Annotated in this window: 21 protein-coding genes; 17 read left to right on the plus strand and 4 right to left on the minus strand. The window is 61.8% G+C overall.

From position 1 onward, the window contains the following. The first annotated feature begins 111 nt into the window (after positions 1-111). Both LHF31_RS02700 and LHF31_RS02705 read left to right on the plus strand, forming a co-directional pair. A complete protein-coding gene (locus tag LHF31_RS02700; protein WP_303773437.1) occupies positions 112-1,353 on the plus strand; it encodes a glycosyltransferase in 1,242 nt (413 codons plus the stop codon). A gap of 11 nt (positions 1,354-1,364) precedes the next feature. Further along, entirely contained in the window at positions 1,365-3,335 is a 1,971-nt protein-coding gene (locus LHF31_RS02705) for an alginate lyase family protein (RefSeq protein WP_303773439.1), read from the plus strand. Between the two features lie 92 nt (positions 3,336-3,427). Here LHF31_RS02705 and folD read toward each other — a convergent pair whose 3' ends face one another. Continuing rightward, complete coding sequence (gene folD / locus LHF31_RS02710) at positions 3,428-4,309, minus strand: bifunctional methylenetetrahydrofolate dehydrogenase/methenyltetrahydrofolate cyclohydrolase FolD (RefSeq protein ID WP_369685045.1); 882 nt, start codon at positions 4,307-4,309, stop codon at positions 3,428-3,430. Between the two features lie 176 nt (positions 4,310-4,485). On the opposite strand from folD, the gene LHF31_RS02715 reads away from it, so the two are divergent. The 15 genes from LHF31_RS02715 to pheA all read left to right on the plus strand — a co-directional run bounded on the left by LHF31_RS02715 (position 4,486) and on the right by pheA (position 20,868). Then, complete coding sequence (locus LHF31_RS02715; RefSeq protein ID WP_303773444.1) at positions 4,486-5,853, plus strand: hypothetical protein; 1,368 nt, start codon at positions 4,486-4,488, stop codon at positions 5,851-5,853. 140 nt (positions 5,854-5,993) lie between these two features. Then, entirely contained in the window at positions 5,994-6,683 is a 690-nt protein-coding gene (locus tag LHF31_RS02720) for an AzlC family ABC transporter permease (RefSeq protein ID WP_303773445.1), read from the plus strand. Beyond that, positions 6,680-7,006: an AzlD domain-containing protein gene (locus LHF31_RS02725; RefSeq protein WP_303773447.1), complete on the plus strand. Its 327-nt coding sequence runs from the start codon at positions 6,680-6,682 to the stop codon at positions 7,004-7,006. Before LHF31_RS02720 ends, LHF31_RS02725 begins: the two co-directional genes overlap by 4 nt. Before the next feature lie 360 nt (positions 7,007-7,366). Then, positions 7,367-9,034 (plus strand): dihydroxy-acid dehydratase, encoded by a 1,668-nt coding sequence (ilvD, locus tag LHF31_RS02730; protein WP_303773449.1) that lies wholly within the window; start codon positions 7,367-7,369, stop codon positions 9,032-9,034. A gap of 21 nt (positions 9,035-9,055) precedes the next feature. After that, complete coding sequence (gene ilvB / locus LHF31_RS02735; protein WP_303773451.1) at positions 9,056-10,774, plus strand: biosynthetic-type acetolactate synthase large subunit; 1,719 nt, start codon at positions 9,056-9,058, stop codon at positions 10,772-10,774. 14 nt (positions 10,775-10,788) lie between these two features. Continuing rightward, positions 10,789-11,328 (plus strand): acetolactate synthase small subunit, encoded by a 540-nt coding sequence (gene ilvN / locus LHF31_RS02740; protein WP_303773453.1) that lies wholly within the window; start codon positions 10,789-10,791, stop codon positions 11,326-11,328. Positions 11,329-11,359: 31 nt separating this feature from the next. After that, on the plus strand, positions 11,360-12,412 hold the full coding sequence (gene ilvC / locus LHF31_RS02745) for a ketol-acid reductoisomerase (RefSeq protein WP_303773455.1): 1,053 nt from the start codon (positions 11,360-11,362) through the stop codon (positions 12,410-12,412). Between the two features lie 81 nt (positions 12,413-12,493). Beyond that, positions 12,494-14,119, plus strand: coding sequence for a 2-isopropylmalate synthase (locus tag LHF31_RS02750; protein ID WP_303773458.1), 1,626 nt, complete (start codon positions 12,494-12,496; stop codon positions 14,117-14,119). A 31-nt stretch (positions 14,120-14,150) separates the two neighbouring features. Further along, positions 14,151-14,363, plus strand: a complete 213-nt coding sequence (locus tag LHF31_RS02755) for a hypothetical protein (protein ID WP_303773460.1) — start codon at positions 14,151-14,153, stop codon at positions 14,361-14,363. Next, positions 14,338-15,765 carry a 3-isopropylmalate dehydratase large subunit gene (gene leuC / locus LHF31_RS02760; RefSeq protein WP_303773462.1) on the plus strand — a complete coding sequence of 476 codons (1,428 nt, stop codon included), beginning with the start codon at positions 14,338-14,340 and terminating at the stop codon, positions 15,763-15,765. Before LHF31_RS02755 ends, leuC begins: the two co-directional genes overlap by 26 nt. A gap of 10 nt (positions 15,766-15,775) precedes the next feature. Continuing rightward, the gene (gene leuD, locus LHF31_RS02765; RefSeq protein WP_303773464.1) at positions 15,776-16,366 is read left to right on the plus strand and encodes a 3-isopropylmalate dehydratase small subunit; all 591 of its coding nucleotides are present in this window, start codon (positions 15,776-15,778) and stop codon (positions 16,364-16,366) included. Positions 16,367-16,391: 25 nt separating this feature from the next. Beyond that, complete coding sequence (gene cimA / locus LHF31_RS02770; protein WP_303773466.1) at positions 16,392-17,990, plus strand: citramalate synthase; 1,599 nt, start codon at positions 16,392-16,394, stop codon at positions 17,988-17,990. 21 nt (positions 17,991-18,011) lie between these two features. Next, positions 18,012-19,076: a 3-isopropylmalate dehydrogenase gene (gene leuB, locus LHF31_RS02775; RefSeq protein ID WP_303773469.1), complete on the plus strand. Its 1,065-nt coding sequence runs from the start codon at positions 18,012-18,014 to the stop codon at positions 19,074-19,076. Positions 19,077-19,103: 27 nt separating this feature from the next. Continuing rightward, entirely contained in the window at positions 19,104-20,027 is a 924-nt protein-coding gene (locus LHF31_RS02780; protein WP_303773470.1) for a branched-chain amino acid transaminase, read from the plus strand. Next, positions 20,014-20,868: a prephenate dehydratase gene (pheA, locus tag LHF31_RS02785; protein WP_303773472.1), complete on the plus strand. Its 855-nt coding sequence runs from the start codon at positions 20,014-20,016 to the stop codon at positions 20,866-20,868. The genes LHF31_RS02780 and pheA overlap by 14 nt, the downstream gene beginning before the upstream one ends. A 65-nt stretch (positions 20,869-20,933) precedes the next feature. Here the strand turns inward: pheA and LHF31_RS02790 are convergent, their stop codons facing one another. From LHF31_RS02790 to crcB, 3 genes are read right to left on the minus strand one after another with little or no spacing between them, the layout of a single operon-like run. Next, positions 20,934-21,545, minus strand: coding sequence for a GNAT family N-acetyltransferase (locus tag LHF31_RS02790; RefSeq protein WP_303773473.1), 612 nt, complete (start codon positions 21,543-21,545; stop codon positions 20,934-20,936). A gap of 3 nt (positions 21,546-21,548) precedes the next feature. After that, the gene (locus tag LHF31_RS02795) at positions 21,549-22,832 is read right to left on the minus strand and encodes a DUF190 domain-containing protein (RefSeq protein ID WP_303773475.1); all 1,284 of its coding nucleotides are present in this window, start codon (positions 22,830-22,832) and stop codon (positions 21,549-21,551) included. A 14-nt stretch (positions 22,833-22,846) separates the two neighbouring features. Then, the gene (gene crcB, locus LHF31_RS02800; RefSeq protein ID WP_303773476.1) at positions 22,847-23,224 is read right to left on the minus strand and encodes a fluoride efflux transporter CrcB; all 378 of its coding nucleotides are present in this window, start codon (positions 23,222-23,224) and stop codon (positions 22,847-22,849) included. Positions 23,225-23,390 lie beyond the last annotated feature (166 nt).

Raw genomic sequence — 23,390 nt, forward strand, 5'->3', positions numbered from 1 at the left:
TGGGGGGCGACCCCCTGGGAGAGTAGGTCATCGCCAAAAGACTTTTTCTTTTTAACTCAACCCGCCAGACACCCTGCGCCTTTTTTCTTAACTCCCATTAAAATACATCCTATGAACATTGCCATGCTCTCTTACCACACCTGTCCGCTGGCAACCCTGGGCGGCAAAGACACCGGCGGAATGAACGTGTACGTCCGCGAGGTGACGCGCTTTCTGGGCATGCGCGGCGTGCATGTGGATGTCTTCACCCGCTCTCAGGACGAACATGTCCCGCATGTCCTGCACGATCTGGGCTTTGGCAACCGCGTCGTGCACCTCCCTGCAGGGGCGGAGACCTGGCTCCCCAAGCGACAACTGGTGGACTACATCCCGCAGTTTGCTGAAGGCATTCTGCGCTTTGCTCGCGAGAAGGGCATCCATTACGACCTGATTCACGCCAATTACTGGATGTCGAGCATTGCCGCCGAGACCCTCAAGGCGGAGTGGGCTGTTCCGGTGGTGACCATGTTCCACACCCTGGGATTGATGAAAAACCGCATCGCTCGCTCTCCCGAAGAGATGGAGGGCGAGTATCGCATCGAAGGCGAGCGGCGGGCTTTGCGGATTTCCGATCGCGTCCTTGCCGCCACGCTGGCAGAAAAAGCCCAACTGCAATTCCTGTATCAGGCAGACGAGAGCAAAATCCGCATCGTGCCGCCCGGCGTGGACATTACCCGCTTTTACCCCATCCCCCGCGAGGAAGCCTGCGAAGCCATCGGCATTCCTCCTGAAGACCGCATGTTGTTATTTGTGGGGCGCATTGAGCCGCTTAAAGGGCTGGATACGCTGATGCGCGCCATTGCCATTCTGCGGGAGTGCGGCGTGCAGTGCCATGTTCCCCATTATCTGGCGGTGGTGGGAGGCGATCCTTCGTCATCGGGTGAGAACCTCTCCGATGAGATGGCGCGCCTGCAAACCCTGCGCCGCGAGTTGCATCTGGAAGATCTGGTGCTTTTCCTCGGCAAGCGCGCCCAGGATACCCTTCCCTACTACTACTCTGCCGCCGATGTGCTGGTCATGCCCTCCCACTACGAGTCCTTTGGCATGGTGGCGCTGGAAGCCATGGCATGCGGTACGCCGGTGGTGGCTTCTCAGGTGGGTGGACTGGCATTTCTGGTGCAGGATGGGCTGACCGGCTATGTGGTGCCCGATGGAGACCCTCAGGCGCTGAGTGACCGCCTGCGCCTTCTGCTTGTAGATGGCGAACTGCGCCAGCGGATGGGATTGCAGGCGGCGGCGTATGCCCGCCAGTATGCCTGGGAGAACATCGTTGAGCGCCTGCTGGGCGTGTATTCCGAACTGCTGACCTGTTGAAAAGGGCATCCGTGATTCGCAAAGGACTGCTGGGCTGGAAAACATTGCGGGCGCTGGGATGGCGTTCGCTGGGCTGGTACGGGCTGTACCGCTTCGGTGTGTGGACGGGACACTATTCCCGCCTGAAACCACCCCACACGCCCCCTGCCGCCCGATTGCGTCCCCTCTGGCAGTTGCCTGATGCGGAGCGTCTCCGTGCGGTGGGCGGGGATGAAGCCTGCCGCGCATTGATGGAGGAGGCGGAGGACATCCTTGCCGGTCGGGTGCGTCTGTACGGCGGGGAGCGGGTCTCTTTGCAGTTGACTCCGCCGCTCCCCCTGCGCCACTGGACGGCGTATGAGGGCGGGCGTCATCTCTCCCCGGGGGTGGATATCAAAGACCTGTGGGAGCCTGCCCGCCTGGGCTGGGCATTTGTGCTGGGCAGAGCCTACCGCTGGAGCGGGGACGAGCGTTTTGCCGAAGCCTTCTGGCGTTTGCTGGAGGACTTTGACCGTGCCAATCCGCCCTATCTGGGGGTGAACTGGCTCTCGGGTCAGGAAGTTGCCCTGCGCCTGCTGGCATTGCTGTTTGCGCATGCAGTGTTTGTGTCTTCGCCGCACAGCACCCCGGAACGTCTTTCCCGCCTGACTGCCATGGTCATGGAACATGCCGCGCGCATCCCGCCCACCCTGCCGTATGCCCGGGCGCAGTTCAACAATCATCATCTCAGCGAGGCGCTGGGGTTGTACGCCGCCGGTCTCGCGCTGGAGGGCGTTCCGCAGGCGCTCCGCTGGCGCGAACAGGGCTGGCGGGAACTCAACCGCGCCTTGCAGAGGCAAATTGCCCCCGACGGCACCTACTGCCAGCACTCGGTTAACTATCACCGTCTGATGCTTCATCTGGCGTTGATGGCAGACGCGTTTGCCCGCGCGGAAGGGCGCCGCTGGCAGGCACTTACCGCACAGCGCCTGCGCGCCGCCGCGGCGTGGCTGGCATCCTGTCTGGATGAGGTTTCCGGGCGCATGATTCATCTGGGACATCACGACGGGGCGTGGATTTTGCCGCTGGCACACGGCGGAACTGGCGATGGACGCCCGACGGTGCAGGCGGCAGGTCTGGCGTTTGGCGGTGGAGCGGTGCTTCCGCCGGGGGCATGGGATGAACTGGCGTTGTGGCTCAATCTCCCCCTGCCTGTCCCTGGGGCAGAAAGCCGTTTGCCCGCTTCTCCCGCCATTCATCGGCTGGGAGAGAAGGGGGACTGGGCGGTTTTACGGGCGGCGCGCTTTTCCTCGCGTCCGGCGCATGCCGATGCCCTGCACGTGGAAGTGTGGCATGGCGGCGTTAATTTACTGCGCGATGCCGGTACCTTCCGCTACAATGCCCCTGCTCCGTGGGATAATGGGCTGGCAGGCGCGCTGGCGCACAACAGCGTGATCGTAGATGGGCGCGAGCCCATGACCCGCGCCGGGCGTTTCCTCTGGCTGGACTGGGATCACTCGTGGGTGACGGCAAAGGACGAAACCCGGGTAACAGCGGTGCGCGAAGGCTACCTGCGCCTGGGTATTCTGCATCAGCGCACCCTGGAGCGGGTGGATTCGGGCAGGTGGCTCATCACCGATCGTCTTTTGCCGTATGGAAGACGCCCCGTACGGCATACGTTCGCCCTGCACTTTCTTCTGCCCGACTGGCACTGGCAGGTGGAGGGGGAAGATGGGGTTTTGCTGGAGGGAGAGGGGATGCAGGTGCGTCTGCGGGTGCAGGCGCGTGCCGAACCTCTGCCCGGCGGTCGCAACCGCCCGTTAATTGAAACCCGCCCGGCGTTGCAGATCATCCGTGCGGGAGAGGCACTGTGGGGCGAGGGGGAAGTCCCGCCTGTGTTGGGATGGTTTTCGCCCACTTACGGGGTGCGGGAACCGGCGCTGACGGTGCGCTGGCAGATCTCCGCCCTGCCGCCGCTGGCGCTGGAGAGCGAAATCGTCGTCACCGGAACAGAGCAGGAATAGCGCATGGCGTGACCGTGCGTCCCTCTGGAGGGGTGTCCCGGCGTCCCGGATATTGGCGAGCCGTGACACCCCTTCTGGTTTCTTAAAATGACTCAGACGTCGCTCAGGCGGGCGGCGCGCAGGGTGTTCTGCAACAGCATGGCAATGGTCATCGGACCCACTCCGCCGGGCACCGGCGTCAGCCAGCCAGCCACCTCTTTAACCTCGTCGAAGGCTACATCGCCCACCAGCCGGTATCCGCGCGGTTGAGTGGCGTCTTCCACGCGGTTGATGCCCACGTCAATGACCACCGCGCCGGGCTTGACCCAGTCGCCGCGCACCATCTCGGCGCGTCCCACGGCGGCAACCAGCACATCGGCGCTGCGGCATACTTCTTTAAGGTTGCGGGTGCGCGAGTGGCAGATGGTCACCGTGGCATTGGCGCGCACCAGCAGAAGTGCCACCGGCATGCCCACGATGTTGGAGCGTCCCAGCACCACGGCATTTGCCCCGTTGAGATCGGGCAGGACGGACTCAATCAGCACCATACACCCGGCGGGCGTGCAGGGGACGAAGAGCGGTTCGCGCCCTTTTTGCGCCAGCCGTCCAATGTTGATAGGGTGGAAGCCGTCCACATCCTTTTCAATGCTGATGGCTCCCAGCACCTTTTCTTCATCCAGACCGGAAGGCAGGGGTAACTGCACCAGAATGCCGTTAACAGCGGGATCGTCGTTGAGGCGTTTGACCAGATCCATCACTTCCTGTTGAGAGGCGGTGGCGGGAAGTTCGTATCCCATGGAACGAATGCCCACCTGCTGACAGGCTTTGTGCTTGGATTTGACGTACACCTGCGAGGCGGGGTTATCGCCCACCAGCACGGTAGCCAGCCCCGGCGCGGGTTTGCCCTCGGCGAGACGTTGGGCGACTTCTTGAGCAATCTGCTGGCGGATTTTTTCCGCCATTGCGGCGCCATCCAGAATCTGTGCGGGCATAATGGGTTCCTCTTTTGTGGCTGAAAATGAATTTGAGGTGATTATACTTCCATTTTTTCCGTCCGTTTGCCGGAGAACGGGCGGGTGGGAAATATCTCTTATTGACAGGCGCGTTTTTGTTTATATAATACTATTTGGATTTCTGTTATATATTTTGTAAAAGATTGGAGGATAATTCCATGCAGACAGAATCCGGCGTCACTCCCTATGCGGAGATTCCCTGCTGCCCCGATTTGAAAACATCGCCTACGTGCGACGTACTGGACTTTCGCCGTCATCTGGTTTTCCCCACCAGTGTTCGCACCGAACAGGGACAGATGGTGCGCGTGGAGGTGATCTTTCACGTGCGCTTTAGCCGCTGTTCGGGTCCGCTGGCACTGGGGGATATTGTGTACTCTACCACATTATTACCCGGCGAGAAGGTGCGGCTCGCCACAACCGACCGGCGGAGCCGCTTCAGTTTTGACAGTGAAAGTAAACTGAGTTACCGCAGTGAGCAAATTTCCGAAGAGCAGTACCGCTTGCGCTCTCTGCGGGCATTCATGTCCGATCAAAACGTGGAAGACCGCGGTTCAGAAAACTTCCAAGAAGAAGGCAAGTGGGATTTCCACGGTGATGCCAGCGGTTCCCTGGGGTTCTTCTCGGTCAGCGCCGATACCAATGCCAAAGGTTCGCACAGCGGCTCCTCGGCGCATGACTACCTGCGCGAATTTCGTGCCCATGCCGAGATGTCCGATAACCTCTCGGTGGAAGCCACCCGGCGGGCGCACACTCTCTCCATTGGTGAGGTATCCTCGCGCACCCACGTGCAGGGTGAATCGGAAGACCACTTTGAATCAGCGAGCCGTGAGTTCAGCAATCCCAACAGGTGCCATGCCGTGACCTTCCTGTTCTACCGCATTAACAAGACCGAGAAGATTCGCTTCGAACTGGTGAGCATTGAACGGCGCGTGCTGGACCCCGTTGCGCTGATGCCGGTGCCTTCGGCGCCTTACAAACCCACCGGCGCTGTGGCAACCGTGCCGCAGGAAGTGCCTGCCACCAACCTGAAGCGGCTGGAAATTCAGGAAATTGCCCTTGCCAGCGAGGCGCGGGCGCGTTCCTCACAGGTGGGTATTGCCAACCCCCAGTTGCTCAGCACACGCTTTGCTGCTGGAGTTGCCACGCAGGTCTCCACTGTTCCCGCCGCGGCGCTGGGCTTTCAACAACCCCTCTCCGACGAGGTGCGCACCAAAGCCCTGGCAGAAGTGGATGCACAACTGGTGCGGCAGGGGTTGATCGAGCGGGTAGGCGGGCAGGTGTCCAAACGCATCAAGGCGGAGGTGGATTACGAACGGGAAACCGCTATCCCCACTGCGGGCGTGATTGTCAAATCCTGTATGGACGACTGTGGTATTTGCGAGCCTGAAGTGGCTCTGCGTGAGAAACTGGAACTGGAGCGCCTCGAACTGGAAAACAAACTCCTGGCAAAGCGCATTGAGCTGCTGGAAAAGTCCCAGGAATACCGCTGTTGCCCGGATGGCAAGGAAGACGAAGGCGGCGGGTAACGACTCCCCACAGGACAATCGAATAGCACTGAAGGTCTCCCGCAGGACGTATCCCTGCGGGAGAATGTTTTTTTTTCTGCAGGGAACGGGTATAATCTGCACTCATTCGTATTCATCCCCATTTTCTTGAGGGAGAGGTTATGACCGCAATCGCATTCCAACGCTTTCGGGAAGGTGTGCGCCGTGAATTTCCTTTGCTCATCGGGGTTGCACCCTTTGGTATGATTTACGGCGTGCTGGCGCTTCAGGCAGGACTTTCCCCCGTGCAGGCGCAAGCCATGTCGGCGGTGGTGTTTGCTGGTTCGGCGCAGTTCATGACCGTGCAGTTGCTGGCAGGGATGACCCCTGCGCCGGTCATTCTCTTCACTGGCTTGATCATCAACCTGCGGCACCTGCTTTACAGCGCCTCGGTTGCCCCCTGGGTGAGTCATCTGCCGCTACGCTGGAAAGCCTTGCTGGCATACCTGCTCACCGATGAAGCCTTTGCGGTCACGATCGTGAACTACCGCCAGAACGGAGAGGATACCATGCACGAGCACTGGTTCTTCCTCGGCGCCGGGCTGGCGCTGTGGCTGGTCTGGCAGGCAAGCACGGCGCTGGGCATTTTCCTCGGAGCGGTCATTCCCCCTGCGTGGGGTCTGGATTTTGCTCTACCGCTGACCTTTATTGCTCTGGTGGTGCCGTCCCTGCGTCACCACGCCGATGCCCTCACTGCCGTGGTTGCGGGGACGCTGGCGGTGATGCTGGCGGGGTTACCTTACAAACTGGGACTGGTGCTTGCCAGCCTCATTGCTCTTGGGGTGGGATTGACTGTGGAGGAGAGGGCATGAATTCGACATGGATCATTTTCTTTGTTCTGGGCACGCTGACCTACCTGACGCGCTTTGCCTTTATCGCTCTGTGGGGGCGCCTGCGCCTGCCTGCATGGGTTCAGCGGGCATTGACTTTTGTGCCGGTGGCGGTCTTGAGCGCGATGATTCTCCCTGAACTGGTATTCTCCGATGGACATCTGAACCTGGCGCTGGATAATCCCCGCTTGCTGGCAGGCGCGGCAGCGGTGCTGGTGGCGTACCGCACCCGCAGTACCCTGCTGACCATTCTGGTGGGCATGGTGGTGTTCTGGGGATTGCGCTTTTTGCTGACGGGGGGATGAAGATGCTCGGCGCCAGATTCTCAGGAAAGGCAATCGGAAGAGGGTCATTTTTTGCCCCATTTTTCACCCATTAATTACCCGTTTTACCCCTTGACTTATGCGCTCCAGCCCTTAAAATAGGGCGAAATTCACCCGAAAAGGTAATCTATCTACCGGCTTATGCATTCGTTCTTCTCGCTGTTCATTCTGTTCCTTATTGCGGTTCTCGTAATTATCCTCGAGAACCCGTTACCCATTTGGGCGGTCAGGATGAGCGCAGGAAGGAACGAAGAGCACTAATTCAATCCAACGCAAATGCAGACCAGAAGAACCGCCCAATCGGGCGGTTCTTTTTTTCAACCTTTGTCCTGTGGAGATGTCATGCGATCAGACCGAATCAAAACTGCCCTTGAATTTGCCCCTCACCGTGCTTTGCTGAAAGCCACGGGCGTCACCGATGCCGACCTGCACAAGCCTTTTATCGCGGTGGTCAACTCTTACGTGGATATTGTTCCCGGACACGTGCATCTGCAGGCTTTTGGAAAACGCGTTAAAGACGCTATCCGCGCGGCTGGCGGCGTGCCCTTTGAGTTCAACACCATTGCCGTGGATGACGGCATTGCCATGGGACACGAGGGGATGAAATTTTCCCTGCCCTCGCGTGAACTGATCGCCGACTCCATCGAGACGATGCTCTCCGCTCATCCTTTTGACGGTATGGTGTGTATCCCCAACTGCGACAAAATTGTGCCCGGCATGCTCATGGCAGCGGTGCGAATGAACCTGCCGGCAATTTTTATCTCCGGTGGACCGATGCCCGCCGGAAGAACCCCCGACGGTGAGGTGATTGACCTCATCTCGGTCTTTGAGGGGGTGGGCGCGGTGCAGGCGGGGAGAATGGACCGTCGCCGTCTGAAGGTGCTGGAAGATTACGCCTGCCCTTCCTGCGGTTCCTGCTCGGGCATGTTTACCGCCAACAGCATGAACTGCCTGATGGAAGCGCTGGGCATTGCCCTGCCGTACAACGGGACGGCGCTTGCCAGTACCCCCGAACGCGAAGCGCTGGCAGATCGTGCCGCCGCGCTCATCCTGCAACTGGTTGAGAAAGACCTGCGCCCGCGCGACATCATCACGCTGGAGGCGCTGGACGATGCCTTTGCGCTGGATATGGCAATGGGCGGTTCAACCAACACCATCCTGCACGCGCTGGCAATTGCTCACGAGGCGGGCATTGCTTACCCGCTGGAACGCATCAATCGCATCTCGGCGCAGGTGCGCCATCTCTGCAAGGTCAGTCCGGCGGGTCAATGGCACATGGAGGATGTGCACCGTGCGGGCGGTATTCCCGCCATCCTCAACGAAATTCAGCGTGCTACGGGCATGCTCCACCTCGACCGCCCGACGGTGGCGGGGGTCTCGATGGGGGAAGCCCTGCGCGGCGCGGCAATCCGCGATGAGGAAGTCATTCATCCGTGGGAGAATGCTCACTCGCAGGACGGCGGGCTGGCGGTGTTGTTTGGCAACCTTGCGCCGCGCGGCGCGGTGGTCAAAACGGGTGGGGTGGTGCCTGCCATGCGCCGATTCAGCGGTCCGGCGCGCATTTACGAATCGCAGGAGGATGCCCTGCGCGGTATTCTGGCGGGTGAGGTTCAACCCGGCGAGGTGGTGGTGATTCGCTATGAAGGTCCCAAAGGTGGTCCCGGCATGCAGGAGATGCTCAGCCCGACCAGTGCCATCATGGGCATGGGGCTGGGCGATAAGGTGGCGCTGATTACCGATGGACGCTTCTCTGGCGGAACGCGTGGGGCGTGTATCGGGCATGTCTCGCCCGAAGCCGCCGCGGGCGGTCCCATTGCCGCTCTCCAGCCGGGGGACGTGGTGGAAATGGATCTGGACGCGCGGCGCCTGGATGTGCGCCTGCCGCAGGAAGAAATTGAGCGGCGGCTGGCGGCGCTCCCGCCTTTCCAGCCGCGCACCACCAGCCGCTGGTTGCGCCGCTACCAGCATTTTGTCACCAGCGCCGATTGCGGTGCGGTGCTGGAGTTTTAGAGTTTGCCAAAGGAGGAGACGATGAAACGCACAGGTGCACAGATTGTTTGGGAAACGCTGATGCGCGAAGGGGTAGAGGTGGTGTTTGGCTATCCGGGGGGCGCCAACCTGCCGATCTACGATGCCATGCTGGATTATCCCGTTCGCCATGTGCTGGTACGCCACGAGCAGGGCGCCGCGCATATGGCAGACGGCTACGCCCGCGCCAGCGGCAGGGTGGGGGTGGCCATGGCAACTTCAGGTCCCGGCGCCACCAATCTGGTGACGGGCATTGCCACTGCCATGATGGACTCCTCGCCGACCGTGTTCCTGACCGGACAGGTGGTGAGCAAATTCATCGGGTATGACGCCTTTCAGGAGACCGATGTCACCGGTATCACCCTGCCCATCACCAAGCACAATTATCTGGTGACCCGGGTGGAAGAACTGGGCGATGTTCTCCGGGAAGCCTTTTACATTGCCCGCACCGGACGTCCCGGTCCCGTGCTGGTGGATATTGCCAAAGACGCTCAGCAGAACAGCACCGACTGGGAATACAGCGACCGCCCCATCCAGTTGCGCGGCTACCGTCCCAACCGTCATCCCCTGAGCAGGCAGGTGGAGCAGGCCCTGGAGATGCTCTCTGCGGCGCGCAAACCGCTTATCCTTGCCGGACGCGGTGTTCTGCTCTCCGGCGCCATGCGCGAACTGCGCGAGTTTGCCGAACGCGCTCACATCCCCGTGGCGGTGACCCTGCTGGGCATTGGCGCGTTTCCCGCCTCGCATCCGCTCAGCCTGGGAATGATGGGGATGCACGGTGAGGCGTGGGTTAACCAGGCGATTCAGGAATCGGATTTACTGCTGGCGTTTGGCATGCGCTTTGACGACCGCGTTACCGGCAATCTCAAAACCTATGCCCCCAACGCCCGCAAGATTCATCTGGACATTGACCCTGCCGAAATCAACAAGAACGTGCGCGTGGATCTGGGCATTGTTGGCGATTTGCGCGAAAGTTTGCAGGAGTTCCTCGACCACCTGCCGCAGATGGATCACTCCGAGTGGGTGGAGCACATCAACACCCTTAAGGGTGAGTCGGCGGTGCGCGATATTCAGTACCTGCCCCCCGATGGACATCTCTACGCCGCGCATGTGATCCACGACCTGTGGCGATACACCGGCGGCAATGCTCTGGTGGTGACCGATGTGGGGCAGCATCAGATGTGGACGGCGCAGTACTACCGCCACGATCAGCCGTTCCAGTGGATCACCTCCGGCGGGCTGGGGACGATGGGCTTTGGACTGCCCGCCGCCATTGGCGCCAAGATTGCCCGCCCCGATGCCGAGGTGTGGGCAGTGGTGGGCGATGGTGGTTTCCAGATGACCGCAGCCGAACTGTCCACTGCCGCGCAGGAGGGCGTCAAAGTGAACGTTGCCATCATCAACAACGGCTTCCTCGGCATGGTGCGTCAGTGGCAGGAGTTCTTCTACGACCGCCGTTACGCCGCTACCCCCATGCGCAGTCCCGACTTTGTCAAACTGGCAGAGGCGCACGGCTTGACCGGTCTGCGGGTGTGGCGGCGCGAGGAGGTTTTCGATGCCATTCAGCGCGCCCGTGAAACCGACGGCACGGTGGTGATTGATTTCCGCGTGGAGCAGGAAGACAGCGTGTATCCCATGGTGCCGGCTGGCGCCGATTTGCATAACATGATTCGCCGACCGGTGCGCAACCCGCTGGTGGAAACCGCACAGGATGAGATGTAGGAGGAGGAAGCCGTATGCGTCACACACTGGTTGCTTTAGTGGAAGATAAACCCGGCGTGCTTAACCGCGTGGCGTCGTTGTTCCGCCGTCGGGCATTCAATATCGAGTCGCTTACCGTCGGGCATACCGAACAGCCCGGATTGTCGCGCATGACGATTGTGGTGGATGGCGATGATGTCGCCATCGAACGCCTCACCGCTTACCTGTACAAACTGGTCAACGTGGTGCATGTGGAAGACCTGACCCATGTGCCTGCCGTGACCCGCGATCTGGCGATGATCAAGGTGGCTGCGCCTCCCGAAACCCGCACGCAGGTGATGCAGGTGGTGGATGTTTACCGCGCCCGCATTGTGGATGTGACCACCCAGTCGCTCATCATCGAAGTTACCGGCGATGAGGAAAAAATCGAGAGTTTTGTGGAAGTGCTGCGCCCGCTGGGTATTCTGGAAATGGTGCGCACCGGATTGCTCGCCATGTCGCGCGGCGGGGCGCCGCTTTACCCGCCACCCAACGGGAACGGCAATGGACATCACGCCGCCGCGTCGGCGGATTGAGAAAATCAAAAACGTCAAAGGAGACACTGGAATGGCAAAGATGGATTTTGCAGGAGTGCTGGAAGAAGTCGTTACCCGAGAGGAGTTTCCCCTCAGCCGGGCGCAGGAAGTGTTAAAGGATGAGGTAGTGGCAGTGCTGGGCTATGGCGTGCAGGGACCGGCGCAGGCGCTTAACATGCGCGATAACGGCGTCAGGGTCATCGTCGGCGTCAACCCCGGCGGGCGTTCGTGGAACAAAGCCCTGCAGGACGGCTGGGTGCCGGGCGAGACACTCTTCTCCATGGAAGAAGCCGCCGAACGCGGCACCATTGTGCAGTACCTCGTCTCGGACGCAGCCCAGAAACTGACCTGGGAGCGCATCCGCCCCTGCCTGAAAGAGGGAGATGCCCTGTACTTCTCGCACGGCTTTGCGGTGGTGTATCGCGATCAGACCGGCGTGGTGCCGCCGCCTTATGTGGATGTCATCCTGGTGGCGCCCAAAGGTTCCGGCACCAGCGTGCGCGCCAACTTCCTCGCCGGGAGCGGCATCAACTCCAGTTTTGCCGTCGAGCAGGACTACACCGGGCGCGCCCGCGAACGCACCCTGGCGGTGGGCATTGCCATCGGTTCGGGCTATCTTTTCGAGACCACCTTCCAGCACGAGGTGTACTCCGACCTGACCGGCGAACGCGGCGTGCTGATGGGCGCGCTGGCAGGCATCATGGAAGCCCAGTACCAGACCCTGCGCGCGCATGGACACACCCCCTCCGAAGCCTTCAACGAGACGGTGGAAGAACTCACCCAGAGTTTAATTCGGCTGGTGGCGCAGAACGGAATGGACTGGATGTACGCCAACTGCTCCACCACCGCCCAGCGCGGCGCCCTGGACTGGCGCCACGAGTTCCGCAACGCCACCCTGCCGGTGTTCGAGCGTCTGTACCAGTCGGTGGCGTCTGGCGCCGAGACGCGCCGCGTGCTGGAAGCCAACAGCCAGCCCGATTACAAAGAAAAACTGGAAGCCGAACTGCGCGAGATGCGCGAGTCGGAAATGTGGCGGGCGGGAGCGCTGGTGCGCTCTCTGCGCCCGGAAAACTGGCAGAAGTAGCCTGCTTCCTTTCTGTACCCTCCCCTGAGAATGGCTCTCCCCGCTCCCGGGGAGAGCCCGAGGGAGGGGAAGGAGAATGAGATGAGCGACGATTACGTACGAATTTTCGATACCACCCTGCGAGATGGCGAGCAATCGCCGGGGGCAACCCTGACCAGCGCTGAGAAACTGGAAGTTGCCCGTGGACTGGCGCGCCTCGGCGTGGATGTCATCGAAGCCGGCTTCCCCGCCGCCTCGCCCGACGATCTGGAAGCCGTGCGGCGCATTGCCGTGGAGGTGGGCAACCCCGCCGATGGCGGACGAGCCCCCATCATCTGTGGCTTGGCGCGCGCCACCCACAGCGACATTGACAAAGCCTGGGAAGCGGTGCGCCCCGCGCGGCATCCGCGCATTCACACCTTCCTTGCCACTTCGGAAATTCACATGCAGTACAAACTGCGCATGACCCGCCAGCAGGTGCTGGAGCGGGTGGAGGAGATGGTGTCGTATGCCCGCAGTCTGTGCGAGGATGTGGAGTTCAGCCCCGAAGATGCTGGACGCAGTGACCCCGCTTTCCTCTACGAGGTGCTGGCGGTTGCCATCCGCGCGGGAGCCACCACCCTCAACATCCCCGACACGGTGGGCTACACCACCCCCGACGAGTTCGGCGCCCTGATTGCGGGCATTTTGCGCCACACCCCCGGCATCGAGCACTGCATCGTCTCGGTGCACTGCCACAACGATCTGGGTTTAGCCACCGCCAACACGCTGGCGGGCTTGCGGGCGGGCGCGCGTCAGGCGGAGGTGACCATCAACGGCATTGGCGAGCGGGCTGGCAACACCGCCCTCGAAGAAGTGGTGATGGCGCTCCACACCCGTCCCAACCTGTACGGCTTGCGCACTGGCATTGACACCACCCAGATCACCCGCCTGAGCAAACTGGTCAGCAACTACACCGGCATGCCCGTTCAGCCCAACAAAGCCATTGTGGGCGCCAACGCCTTTGCCCACGAGGCTGGCATCCATCAGGACGGTATGCTCAAGCACACCCTGACCTACGAAATCATGCGCCCGGAGACGGTGGGCGCCACCCAGAGCAAACTGGTGCTGGGCAAGCACTCCGGACGCCACGCGCTGAAAACCCGTCTGGCTTCGCTGGGATACGCTCTGGGCGAAGAGGAGATGGATCAGGTCTTTGAGCGCTTCAAAAATCTGGCAGATCGCAAGAAGGTCATCACCGATGCCGATCTGGAGGCGCTGGTTTCGGATGAACTGTACCAGCCGCGCGAACTGTACGCGCTGGATGGTTTACAGGTTGCCTGTGGCACGATGGGCATGCCGACCGCCACGGTGCGTCTGCGCGGACCGGATGGACAATTGTACGTCCATGCGGCGGTGGGAACCGGTCCGGTGGATGCCACCTACAAAGCCATTGACGCCATTGTCGGCGTGCCCATCACCCTGCTGGAGTTCGTCGTCCATGCCGTCACCGAGGGCATTGACGCGCTGGGCGAGGTCACCGTGCGCATTCAGGGCGAGGACGGGCTGTCTTCGGTCAGCGCTCAGCGCGAGGACGACCTGCCGCGCACCTTTGGCGGCTACGGCGCGGATACCGATATCGTCGTCGCCAGCGCCAAGGCGTATCTGGCGGCGCTGAACAAACTGCTGGTGGCGCTCGGCGCCTTCGGTCCGGCGGAGAAATCTGCCCAACATTCGCTGGTTTCGTAAGAAGGAAATTTTTTCCCAAAGGAGGAGTTGTATGAATCCCCATCGCGTTTCATTTGATCCCATGAAGGAAGGTCACCCCGACCCGTTTTCCCAGCCCAATACCATCCCCAACGGCTGGGACCTGACCGACGCCAATCTGGCAAACCACCCGCAGGCGCGGGCGGCAGATATGAACGGCACGGCTTTCGAGCAACATCTCCGCTTCACCGCAGGTGCGTATGAGCGCCCCAAAGACGTTGTTTGAAAAAATCTGGGAACGCCACGTGGTTGTGGAGCCGCCCGACTCCCCGGCGGTGCTGTACATTGACCTGCATCTGGTGCATGAGGTGACCTCGCCGCAAGCCTTCAGCGGACTGCGGGCGCGCGGTTTGCGGGTGCGCCGACCGGAGCGCACCGTCGCCACCATGGATCACGGCGTGCCCACCCTCTCGCAGGGCGGCAACGGCTCTGGGCGGCTTGCCTTTGCCGATGAATTGAGCCGCCGTCAGATTCAGCAGTTGGAAGAGAACTGCCGGGAGTTCGGCATCCGCCTGATGGGACTGGACAGCCCGAATCAGGGCATCGTGCACGTCATCGGACCCGATCTGGGACTGACTCAACCGGGCATGACCATCGTATGCGGCGACAGCCACACCGCCACCCACGGCGCATTTGGCGCGCTGGCGTTCGGCATCGGTACCAGCGAGGTGGAGCATGTGCTCGCCACGCAGTGCCTGCTCCAGCGCCGACCGAAAACCTGCGCCGTGCGCATCGAGGGACGCCTGAATCCGGGTGTGACTGCCAAGGATGTCATTCTGGCGCTGATTGCTCAAATCGGGACGGCGGGCGGCACGGGTTACGTCTTTGAGTATATGGGCGAAGCCGTGCGCGCCATGAGCATGGAAGAGCGCATGACTCTGTGCAACATGTCCATTGAGGGTGGTGCCCGCGCGGGCATGGTTGCACCCGACGACACCACCTTTGAGTATCTGGCAGGGCGTCCCTTTGCTCCGCAGGGCGAGGATTGGGAGCGCGCGGTGGCGTACTGGCGCACGTTGCCCGGCGATGATGGTGCCGTGTTCGACCGTACGGTCACGCTGGACGCTTCCCGGCTGGAGCCGATGGTCACCTACGGCACCAATCCCGGCATGGGCGTGCCCATCAGCGGGCGCATTCCTGCGCCAGAGGAGATGAAAGATCCCAGCCAGCGCGCCGCGCTGGAGAAAGCCCTGACGTACATGGATTTGCGTCCGGGCGCGCCGGTGCAGGGTCAGCGGGTGGATGTGGTCTTCATCGGCTCATGCACCAACGGGCGCCTTGCCGACCTGCGCAGCGCCGCACGCCTGCTCAAAGGCAGGCGGGTAGCGCCCGGAGTGCGCGTGCTGGTGGTGCCCGGCTCTCAACAGGTCAAGCGCGCCGCCGAAGCCGAAGGGCTGGATCGGGTGTTCCGGGAGGCGGGCGCCGAGTGGCGGGAACCGGGCTGTTCCATGTGCATTGCCATGAACGGCGATCAACTGGAGCCGGGACAGTATGCCATCAGCACCAGCAACCGCAACTTTGAAGGGCGTCAGGGCAAGGGAGGGCGCACCTTCCTCGCCAGCCCACTGACCGCCGCCGCATCCGCCCTTACCGGCGTTATCACCGATCCGCGCCCACTGCTCTCCTGAGGAGGTCATCATGCAGTCCTTTACCACCCTTACCTCGCACGTGGTTGTCCTTCCGGTCAACGACGTGGACACCGATCAAATCATCCCGGCGCGCTTTCTGAAGACCACCGACAAAACCGGTCTGGGAGCCAACCTGTTTGCCGACTGGCGCTACCTGCCCGATGGTTCGCCCAACCCGGATTTCGTCCTCAACCGTCCGCAATCGCAGGGGGCGCAGATCCTGCTGGCGGGCGATAACTTCGGCTGTGGCTCATCCCGCGAGCACGCTCCCTGGGCGCTGTTGGGGTGGGGCTTCCGCGCGGTCATCTCCACTACCATCGCCGACATCTTCCGCAACAATGCCCTCAAGAACGGTTTGTTGCCGGTGGTGGTCAGCCCGCAGGCGCACGCCCGCTTGATGACGCTGTACGCCGCCGACCCGACTTTGCCTTTGACCATTGATCTGGCTTCTCAAACCCTGCGTCTGGCAGATGGAACGCAGGAATCCTTCCCGATTGACTCGTTCAGCAAGACCTGCCTGCTGAATGGGGTGGACGAACTGGGCTATCTGCTCAGTCTGGAGGCTGAAATTACCCGTTACGAACAATCCATGCTCCGCTGAACGGGGCTTTTCTCTGAGGTGTGCCATGAAAATCGAAGTGTACGACACCACCCTGCGCGATGGAACCCAACGAACCGACATCTCTTTATCGGTGAACGACAAACTCAACATTGCCCGCCGTCTGGATGCGCTGGGCGTGGATTTCATCGAAGGGGGCTGGCCCGGCTCCAATCCCAAAGATGCCGAGTTCTTTACCCGTGCCGCCCAAATGACGTGGAAGCACGCGCAGATTGCCGCTTTTGGCTCCACCTGTGCGGTGGAGAAGACGCCCGAGCAGGATGAAAACATCCGCGCTTTGCTGGAGTCGCGCGCGCCGGTCTGCACGGTGGTGGGCAAGTCCTCGGTGCTGCACGTCCACGAGGTTCTGCGCACCACGCTGGAGAACAACCTGCGCATCATCGAGCAGTCGCTGGCGTATCTGGCGGCGCAGGGACGCCGGGTGGTGTACGATGCCGAACACTTCTTTGATGGCTACAAGGAGGATGCCGAATATGCCCTGCAAACGCTGGCGGCGGCACTGCGCGGCGGCGCGGAGACGCTGGTGCTGTGCGACACCAACGGCGGCAGTCTGCCGTGGGAGGTGGGCGAGATCGTCCGGGCAGTGCGGGTGCGCTTTCCGCAGGCAAAACTGGGCATTCACGCCCACAATGATGGCGAGTGCGCGGTGGCAAACTCCCTGGCGGCGGTGCGCGAGGGCTGTGTGCAGGTGCAGGGGACGATCAACGGCTATGGCGAGCGCTGTGGCAATGCCAACCTGTGCTCCATCCTGCCCGATCTGGAGTTGAAGATGGGCTACGCCTGCCTGCCGGAGGGGCATCTGGCGCAGTTGACCGATCTTTCCCACTACGTGGCTGAAGTTGCCAATCTGGCGCCGGACGAGCATCTGGCATACGTGGGCAGGGCGGCGTTTGCCCACAAAGGGGGCATTCATGTCGCCGCCATGCGGCGCACGCCGCGTTCCTACCAGCACATTGACCCGGCGCTGGTGGGCAACTCCTCGCAGGTGGTGGTTTCGGAACTTTCCGGGCGCGGCAACCTGCTCAGCAAAGCCGAGGAGCACGGGATTCCGGTGGAGGAGGGGGTGGATGTGAGCGCCGTCCTGCGGCAGGTCAAGGCGCTGGAGGCGCAGGGCTTTTCCTTTGAAGCCGCCGATGCCTCAGTGATGCTGATGCTGTTGCGCCAGAAGCCCGATTACCAGCCGCCCTTTGCGCTGGTAGATTTCACCGCCGGGGTAGAACACCGCCAGGGACGGGGCATCTTTGCCGAAGCCACCGTCAAGGTGCGGGTGGGTGAGCAGGTCATCCACACCGCCGCCGAGGGCAACGGTCCCGTCGCCGCGCTGGATGCCGCCCTGCGTAAAGCCCTCTTGCCCTACTACCCTGCCATCTCCGCCTTCCACCTTTCGGATTACAAGGTGCGCATTCTGGACGGACCCAACGGCACCTCTGCCACCACCCGCGTGTTGATCGAAACGCGCAACGGACACCGCTCCTGGGGCACGGTCGGCGCCAGCACCAACATCATCGAAGCCTCGTGGCGCGCGCTTGCCGATTCCATCGAGTACGGCATCTGGGTTGCCGAACATCAGGCAGAACCTGCGCCGGCAGTTCCATCATCACTCTGACAACGAAGGGAAGTCTCATCCATGCACAAACACATCGTTCTTCTTCCCGGCGACGGCATTGGTCCGGAGGTAGTGTCTGCCGCCAGACGCGTGCTGGATGCCGTTGCCGCCCGTCTTCATTTGAATCTGACGTACGTGGAGCATCTCATCGGCGGATGCGCCATTGACCGGCAGGGCACGGCGCTGAGCGCGGAAACCCTGCGCGCCTGCCAGAACGCCGATGCCGTCCTGCTGGGTGCGGTGGGCGGTCCGCAGTGGGATGATCCCACGGCGCCGGTGCGCCCGGAGCAGGGCTTGCTGGCGCTGCGCAAAGGGCTGGGGGTGTTTGCCAACCTGCGTCCGGTGCGCGTCTATCCTTCGCTGGTGGATGCCTCGCCACTGCGACCGGAAAAACTGCAGGGCGTGGACCTGCTGGTGGTGCGCGAACTGACCGGCGGGCTGTACTTTGGCGAACCCAAAGGGCGCTTTGAGGAGAATGGGCATCTCCGCGCGGTGGATACGCTGGAATACCGGGATGACGAAATCGAGCGCATCCTCGATCTCTCTTTTCGGCTGGCGCAAAACCGCCGCCGCAAACTGACTCTGGTGGATAAAGCCAACGTGCTGGAATCCTCGCGCCTGTGGCGGCAGATTGCCACGCAGATGGCAAGCCGCTATCCGGATGTTCGTCTGGATGTTCTGCTGGTGGATACGGCGGCAATGCGCCTGATCACCCATCCGGCGAATTTCGATGTGATCGTGACCGAGAACATGTTCGGCGACATCCTCACCGACGAAGCCGCCGTGCTCTCCGGATCGATGGGACTGCTTCCATCGGCTTCGCTGGGAGGAAGCGGACCGGGCTTGTACGAACCCATTCACGGCTCTGCGCCGGACATTGCCGGGCAGGGTATTGCCAATCCGCTGGGCACCATCCTCAGCGCGGCAATGATGTTGAGGTATTCGTTCCATCTGGAAGAGGGGGCGCGCGTTGTGGAAATGGCGGTGGAGCGCGCGCTTGCCGAAGGCTGTCGCACCCGCGATTTGGGCGGCAGCCTGACCACCGAAGAGATGACCGGCGCTGTGCTGGAGCGCCTGGTTTTTTAAATCATCACGCATCAGGGAGTACGCATCATGACCGATACACAGGAGTATATCTGGCTGGACGGGGAACTGGTGGAGAGCGAAAAAGCCACCCTGCCGTTCATGACTTCAGCCCTGCACTACGGACTGGGGGTGTTCGAGGGCATCCGCTGTTACGAGACGCCGCGCGGACCGGCGATTTTCCGCCTTGCCGAACACATGGAGCGCCTGATCGACTCGGCGCGCATTCTGGGCTTCCGCGACCTGCCCTACACGGCAGAGCAGTTGGGCGAAGCCTGCAAGGCGGTGGTGCGCGCCAACCGCCTCTCTTCCTGCTACATCCGCCCGCTGATTTTCTTCGACAGCAAGGTGAAGAATCTCAACCTCGATCAGGGCTGGGCGCGGGTGGGCATCGCCGCCTGGTACTGGGGGGCGTATCTGGGCGAGGAAGCGCTGGAAAAAGGCGCCCGGATGAACATCTCCTCGTACACCCGTCATCATCCCAACGTGATGATGACCAAAGCCAAGATCACCGGCAATTACGCCAACAGCGTGCTGGCAAAGACCGAGTCGGTGCGGCTGGGCTTCGACGAAGCCATCATGCTCGACCCGCAGGGCTACGTTGCCGAATGCACCGGCGAGAACCTCTTCATCGTGCGCAATGGGGTCATCTACACGCCCGGCACCTGGGCGGTGCTGGAAGGCATCACCCGCGACGCGCTCATTACCGTGGCGCGCGATCTGGGCTATTCGGTGGTGGAGACGCAGTTGAGCCGCGATCACCTCTACATTGCCGATGAGTGCTTCGTCAGCGGCACGGCGGCAGAGGTGGTGCCGGTGACCGAAATTGACTTCCGCATCATTGGAACCGGGCGGCGCGGTCCGGTCACCCATGCCCTGCAGAAAGCCTTCCATGCGGTGGTGCACGGCGAAGATTCCCGTTATGCGCACTGGCTGACGTATGTCAACGATTGATGGGCAGATGAAGGTGGCGTTTCAGGGAGAGCCGGGGGCTTACTCCGAAGCCGCCATCTTCGAGCATTTTGGCGCACAGGTAGAAAGCCTGCCCTGCGAGACCTTTGATCAGGTGTTTCAGGTGGTGGCGCAGGGCAAAGCCCGCTACGGCTTCCTTCCCATTGAAAACTCGCTGGCGGGGAGCATTCACCGCAACTACGACCTGCTTCTGCAGAACGACCTGCACGTGGTGGGCGAGCATCACCTGCGCGTTTCCCACTGCCTGATTGGCATGCCCGGGGCGCGTCTGGAAGAGATCGAGAGCGTCATCAGCCATCCGCAGGCGCTGGCACAGTGCGACGGCACCCTGCGCCGTCTGGAGGTGAAGACCGAGGCGGTGTACGATACAGCGGGTTCGGTGCGTCTGGTGCAGGCAGAAGGCAACCCTCGCCGCGCCGCCATTGCCTCGCGGCGGGCGGCGCAGTTGTACGGCATGTCCATCCTCGCCGAAGCCATCGAGGACAACCCGCTGAACTTCACCCGCTTCCTCATCCTCGCGGTGGAGCCGGTGCATCCCTGGGGAGATGCCAAAACGTCCATCGTTTTTGCCCTGCAGAATGCGCCGGGCGCCCTGTTCAAAGCCCTCAGCGTGTTTGCCCTGCGGGACATCGATTTGACCAAGATCGAATCCCGTCCGCTGGTGGGCAAGCCGTGGGAGTACCTTTTTTACATTGATCTGGCAGGCTCTACGGAAGAGGCGCGGGTGCGCAATGCCCTGCACAACCTGAGCGAATTTGCCACCTTCCTGCGTGTGCTGGGGTCGTATCCCCGTCACCGCTTGATCGAACCTCCCGAAAACTGACTCCTCCTCCCAAGCCTTCCGCCCGCAGACCCCCTGCGGGCGGACAGGTGATATGGAGAGGACTTTCACAGGCGTTTGACCATGCGCCAGAAGCCGGGGATGTCGGTTTCCCGCTCCAGATGGGAGAAGCGATATTCCCGATCCACCTCAAAGCCAGCGCCCAGATACAGCCTCTGGGCGGGCAGGTTCTCCAGACTCACCAGCAGGGAAAGCGCCGAAAGCCGCAGGGCGCGGGCGGTTTGGGCGGCGTGTTCCAGGATGGCTTTGCCTACCCCCCTGCCGCGGTGGGAAGGACTGACCGCCAGCGCCTGAATGTACACCTCGCCGGAGTGGGCTTCCCGCACTCCGCTGAAGGCAGCCGCCCGGCGGATAAAGGTCAGGGACTTTCGCCAGCCCAACAGGGGCAACATCACCGCGGCGGTGTGCAGGTCAAGGCGGGGCAGGAGCGCGCCCGGATAGGCGATCAGCAACCCGATGATCTCATCGTCATGCTCGAGCAGTTGGGTAAAGGCATGGCTGAGGCGGTTGCGCGGATGTCGGAAGAGCGCTTCCAGATTGCGCCGGGCAAGCGCAGAGGAGCCCACTCCGAAGAGGAAATCGGCAAACGCGCCCATGGTGGCGTGAATCAGCGGCAGGGCGACCGGGGCATCCTCTGCCCGGGCGGCGCGCCAGTTCATGTTTTACTCTCCGGCTCCGGGAATCTCCGCAAAATCGGCGTACAGGGCTTCCATCAATGCCTGACGGTCAACCACTCCCAGCAGACTGCCCGCTTCGTCCACCACTGCCAGCACCTTGCGTCCTTCCGCCAGCATGGTCTGTACGGCTGAGGCGATGGGGAAATCCGGCGGAACGGTGAGCACGCCGCGGGAGTACAGGTCTGCGGCGGTTACTTTGAGCGGGGGCGGCGATGCCAGCCGCCGCAGGGCATGGAGCACTCCCTTGCGCTGAGCCGCTTCGACCCGCGCCACCACATCCGAATCGCTGAGCACTCCGAGGGGGTTGCGGTGTTCATCCACCACCAGCAGGCGGTTGGATGCGCTGGCGGCGAACTTTTCCACGATCTGGTCAATGCCTTCGTGGAGGTGGATGACCGGCAAATCGGTGCGCATCACCTCGCCGACGGTGCGCACCGCGCCCCGCACAGCGGCGGCGCTTTCCGGCAGGGCAACCGTGCCGCTGATCTGCCGCAGGACATCCAGCCGTGAGAGCATGCCCACCAGTTGGTTTCTGGCGTTGACCACCGGCAGGCGCTTCAGCCCTTTTTCGATCATGCGGCGCACGGCTTTGCCCAGATGCTCATCCTCCCGCACGGTGATGACCGGCTGAGTCATCACGTCTTTCACCCGCAGGGGCGAGTCGCTCAGCAGGCGCATTTCTTCCTGCAGTTCGGATTCATCCAGCCGCACTGCCACCGAAAGGCGCTGACGGATGACGCCCCGCTCCAGCAGGTCTTCGCTGGTGAGGATGCCCACCACCTGCCCCTCGGCATCCACCACCGGCATGGCTTTGATCCCGCTTTCCAGCATGCGCTGCCATGCCTGCCGCACGCTCATCTCCGGCGTCAGGTGGATAACGTTGCGGGTCATCACCTCGCTCACCAGACGCTCGGCGGGCAGGGGGTTGAGCAGTCGCTGGGTGTACTTGAGGATGTTCACTTCTTCCAGCGTAATCATGCCTTCCTGCACCATGGGGGAGATGCTTTCCAGCGCCTGATGGATTTTTTCAGGGGTATCCACCACTTCGATGATGATGGGTAAATCGCTGGACAGCACTTCCAGATCTGCCGAGCGCAGGTAGGCATGTGCGCCAAATCCGCTGATGCCGCGCAGGACGGTGGCGCCTGCCACCTTTTGCTGGCGCAGAACATCCAGAATTGCCACGTAGAGCAGTTTGCCCCGCCAGCGGTCGCTCTCGCCCAGATAAATGCGCAGTCTCAAACCCTCTCGAGTCTGGGGAAAATCCATGCCACACCTCCGTTTCAGGAAAGCGCCTTTCCTAAATATACCCCAAATCCTGCGGCGAGCAATCCCAGCGCCATGCTCCCCAGCACGTTCAGCAACCCTGCCAGCCACTGCCCTTTCATGAAGAGGTTGATGCTCTCGTAGGTAAAGGTGGAAAAGGTCGTGTACGCTCCCAGAAAACCCACCGTGACCAGCAGACGCAGGTTGGGGTCAACCGGGTAGCGCCCGGTGACCAGCGTCATGAACAGACCGAGCAGGAAACTCCCGCTCAGGTTGATGATGAACGTTCCCCAGGGGAAGGCGGCGCCCCAGCGCTGTGCCGCCCAGACGCCCAGCCAGTAGCGTGCATTCGCGCCCAGCATGGCGCCGATAGAAATCCAGAGAACCCGATCCATGTTTGCTCTCACCTTGTCAGTCCAATCAAAAAGCCCCTGCCAGATTTTTTCGGGCAGAGGCTATCATCCTTTCGGCGGTTCGGAGAAACTCCGTGCGAGCCTCATCGCACGACACGGATTATAACAGAAAATCAGCCCAAAATCAGGGGAGACGCCGGGCGTTTTT

This window comes from Anaerolinea thermophila (assembly GCF_020723905.1).
GTDB lineage: Bacteria > Chloroflexota > Anaerolineae > Anaerolineales > Anaerolineaceae > Anaerolinea > Anaerolinea thermophila_A.

Bases quoted from the DNA above. Each gene is read 5' to 3' on its own strand.
- leuB (WP_303773469.1), top strand. From the start codon at position 18,012: ATGCACAAACACATCGTTCTTCTTCCCGGCGACGGCATTGGTCCGGAG.
- ilvB (WP_303773451.1), top strand. From the start codon at position 9,056: ATGAAACGCACAGGTGCACAGATTGTTTGGGAAACGCTGATGCGCGAA.
- LHF31_RS02790 (WP_303773473.1), bottom strand. From the start codon at position 21,545: ATGAACTGGCGCGCCGCCCGGGCAGAGGATGCCCCGGTCGCCCTGCCG.
- LHF31_RS02700 (WP_303773437.1), top strand. From the start codon at position 112: ATGAACATTGCCATGCTCTCTTACCACACCTGTCCGCTGGCAACCCTG.
- LHF31_RS02750 (WP_303773458.1), top strand. From the start codon at position 12,494: ATGAGCGACGATTACGTACGAATTTTCGATACCACCCTGCGAGATGGC.
- pheA (WP_303773472.1), top strand. From the start codon at position 20,014: ATGTCAACGATTGATGGGCAGATGAAGGTGGCGTTTCAGGGAGAGCCG.
- ilvN (WP_303773453.1), top strand. From the start codon at position 10,789: ATGCGTCACACACTGGTTGCTTTAGTGGAAGATAAACCCGGCGTGCTT.
- LHF31_RS02715 (WP_303773444.1), top strand. From the start codon at position 4,486: ATGCAGACAGAATCCGGCGTCACTCCCTATGCGGAGATTCCCTGCTGC.
- ilvC (WP_303773455.1), top strand. From the start codon at position 11,360: ATGGCAAAGATGGATTTTGCAGGAGTGCTGGAAGAAGTCGTTACCCGA.
- ilvD (WP_303773449.1), top strand. From the start codon at position 7,367: ATGCGATCAGACCGAATCAAAACTGCCCTTGAATTTGCCCCTCACCGT.
- cimA (WP_303773466.1), top strand. From the start codon at position 16,392: ATGAAAATCGAAGTGTACGACACCACCCTGCGCGATGGAACCCAACGA.
- leuC (WP_303773462.1), top strand. From the start codon at position 14,338: ATGAGCGCCCCAAAGACGTTGTTTGAAAAAATCTGGGAACGCCACGTG.
- LHF31_RS02780 (WP_303773470.1), top strand. From the start codon at position 19,104: ATGACCGATACACAGGAGTATATCTGGCTGGACGGGGAACTGGTGGAG.
- leuD (WP_303773464.1), top strand. From the start codon at position 15,776: ATGCAGTCCTTTACCACCCTTACCTCGCACGTGGTTGTCCTTCCGGTC.
- LHF31_RS02795 (WP_303773475.1), bottom strand. From the start codon at position 22,832: ATGGATTTTCCCCAGACTCGAGAGGGTTTGAGACTGCGCATTTATCTG.
- LHF31_RS02720 (WP_303773445.1), top strand. From the start codon at position 5,994: ATGACCGCAATCGCATTCCAACGCTTTCGGGAAGGTGTGCGCCGTGAA.
- crcB (WP_303773476.1), bottom strand. From the start codon at position 23,224: ATGGATCGGGTTCTCTGGATTTCTATCGGCGCCATGCTGGGCGCGAAT.
- LHF31_RS02755 (WP_303773460.1), top strand. From the start codon at position 14,151: ATGAATCCCCATCGCGTTTCATTTGATCCCATGAAGGAAGGTCACCCC.
- LHF31_RS02725 (WP_303773447.1), top strand. From the start codon at position 6,680: ATGAATTCGACATGGATCATTTTCTTTGTTCTGGGCACGCTGACCTAC.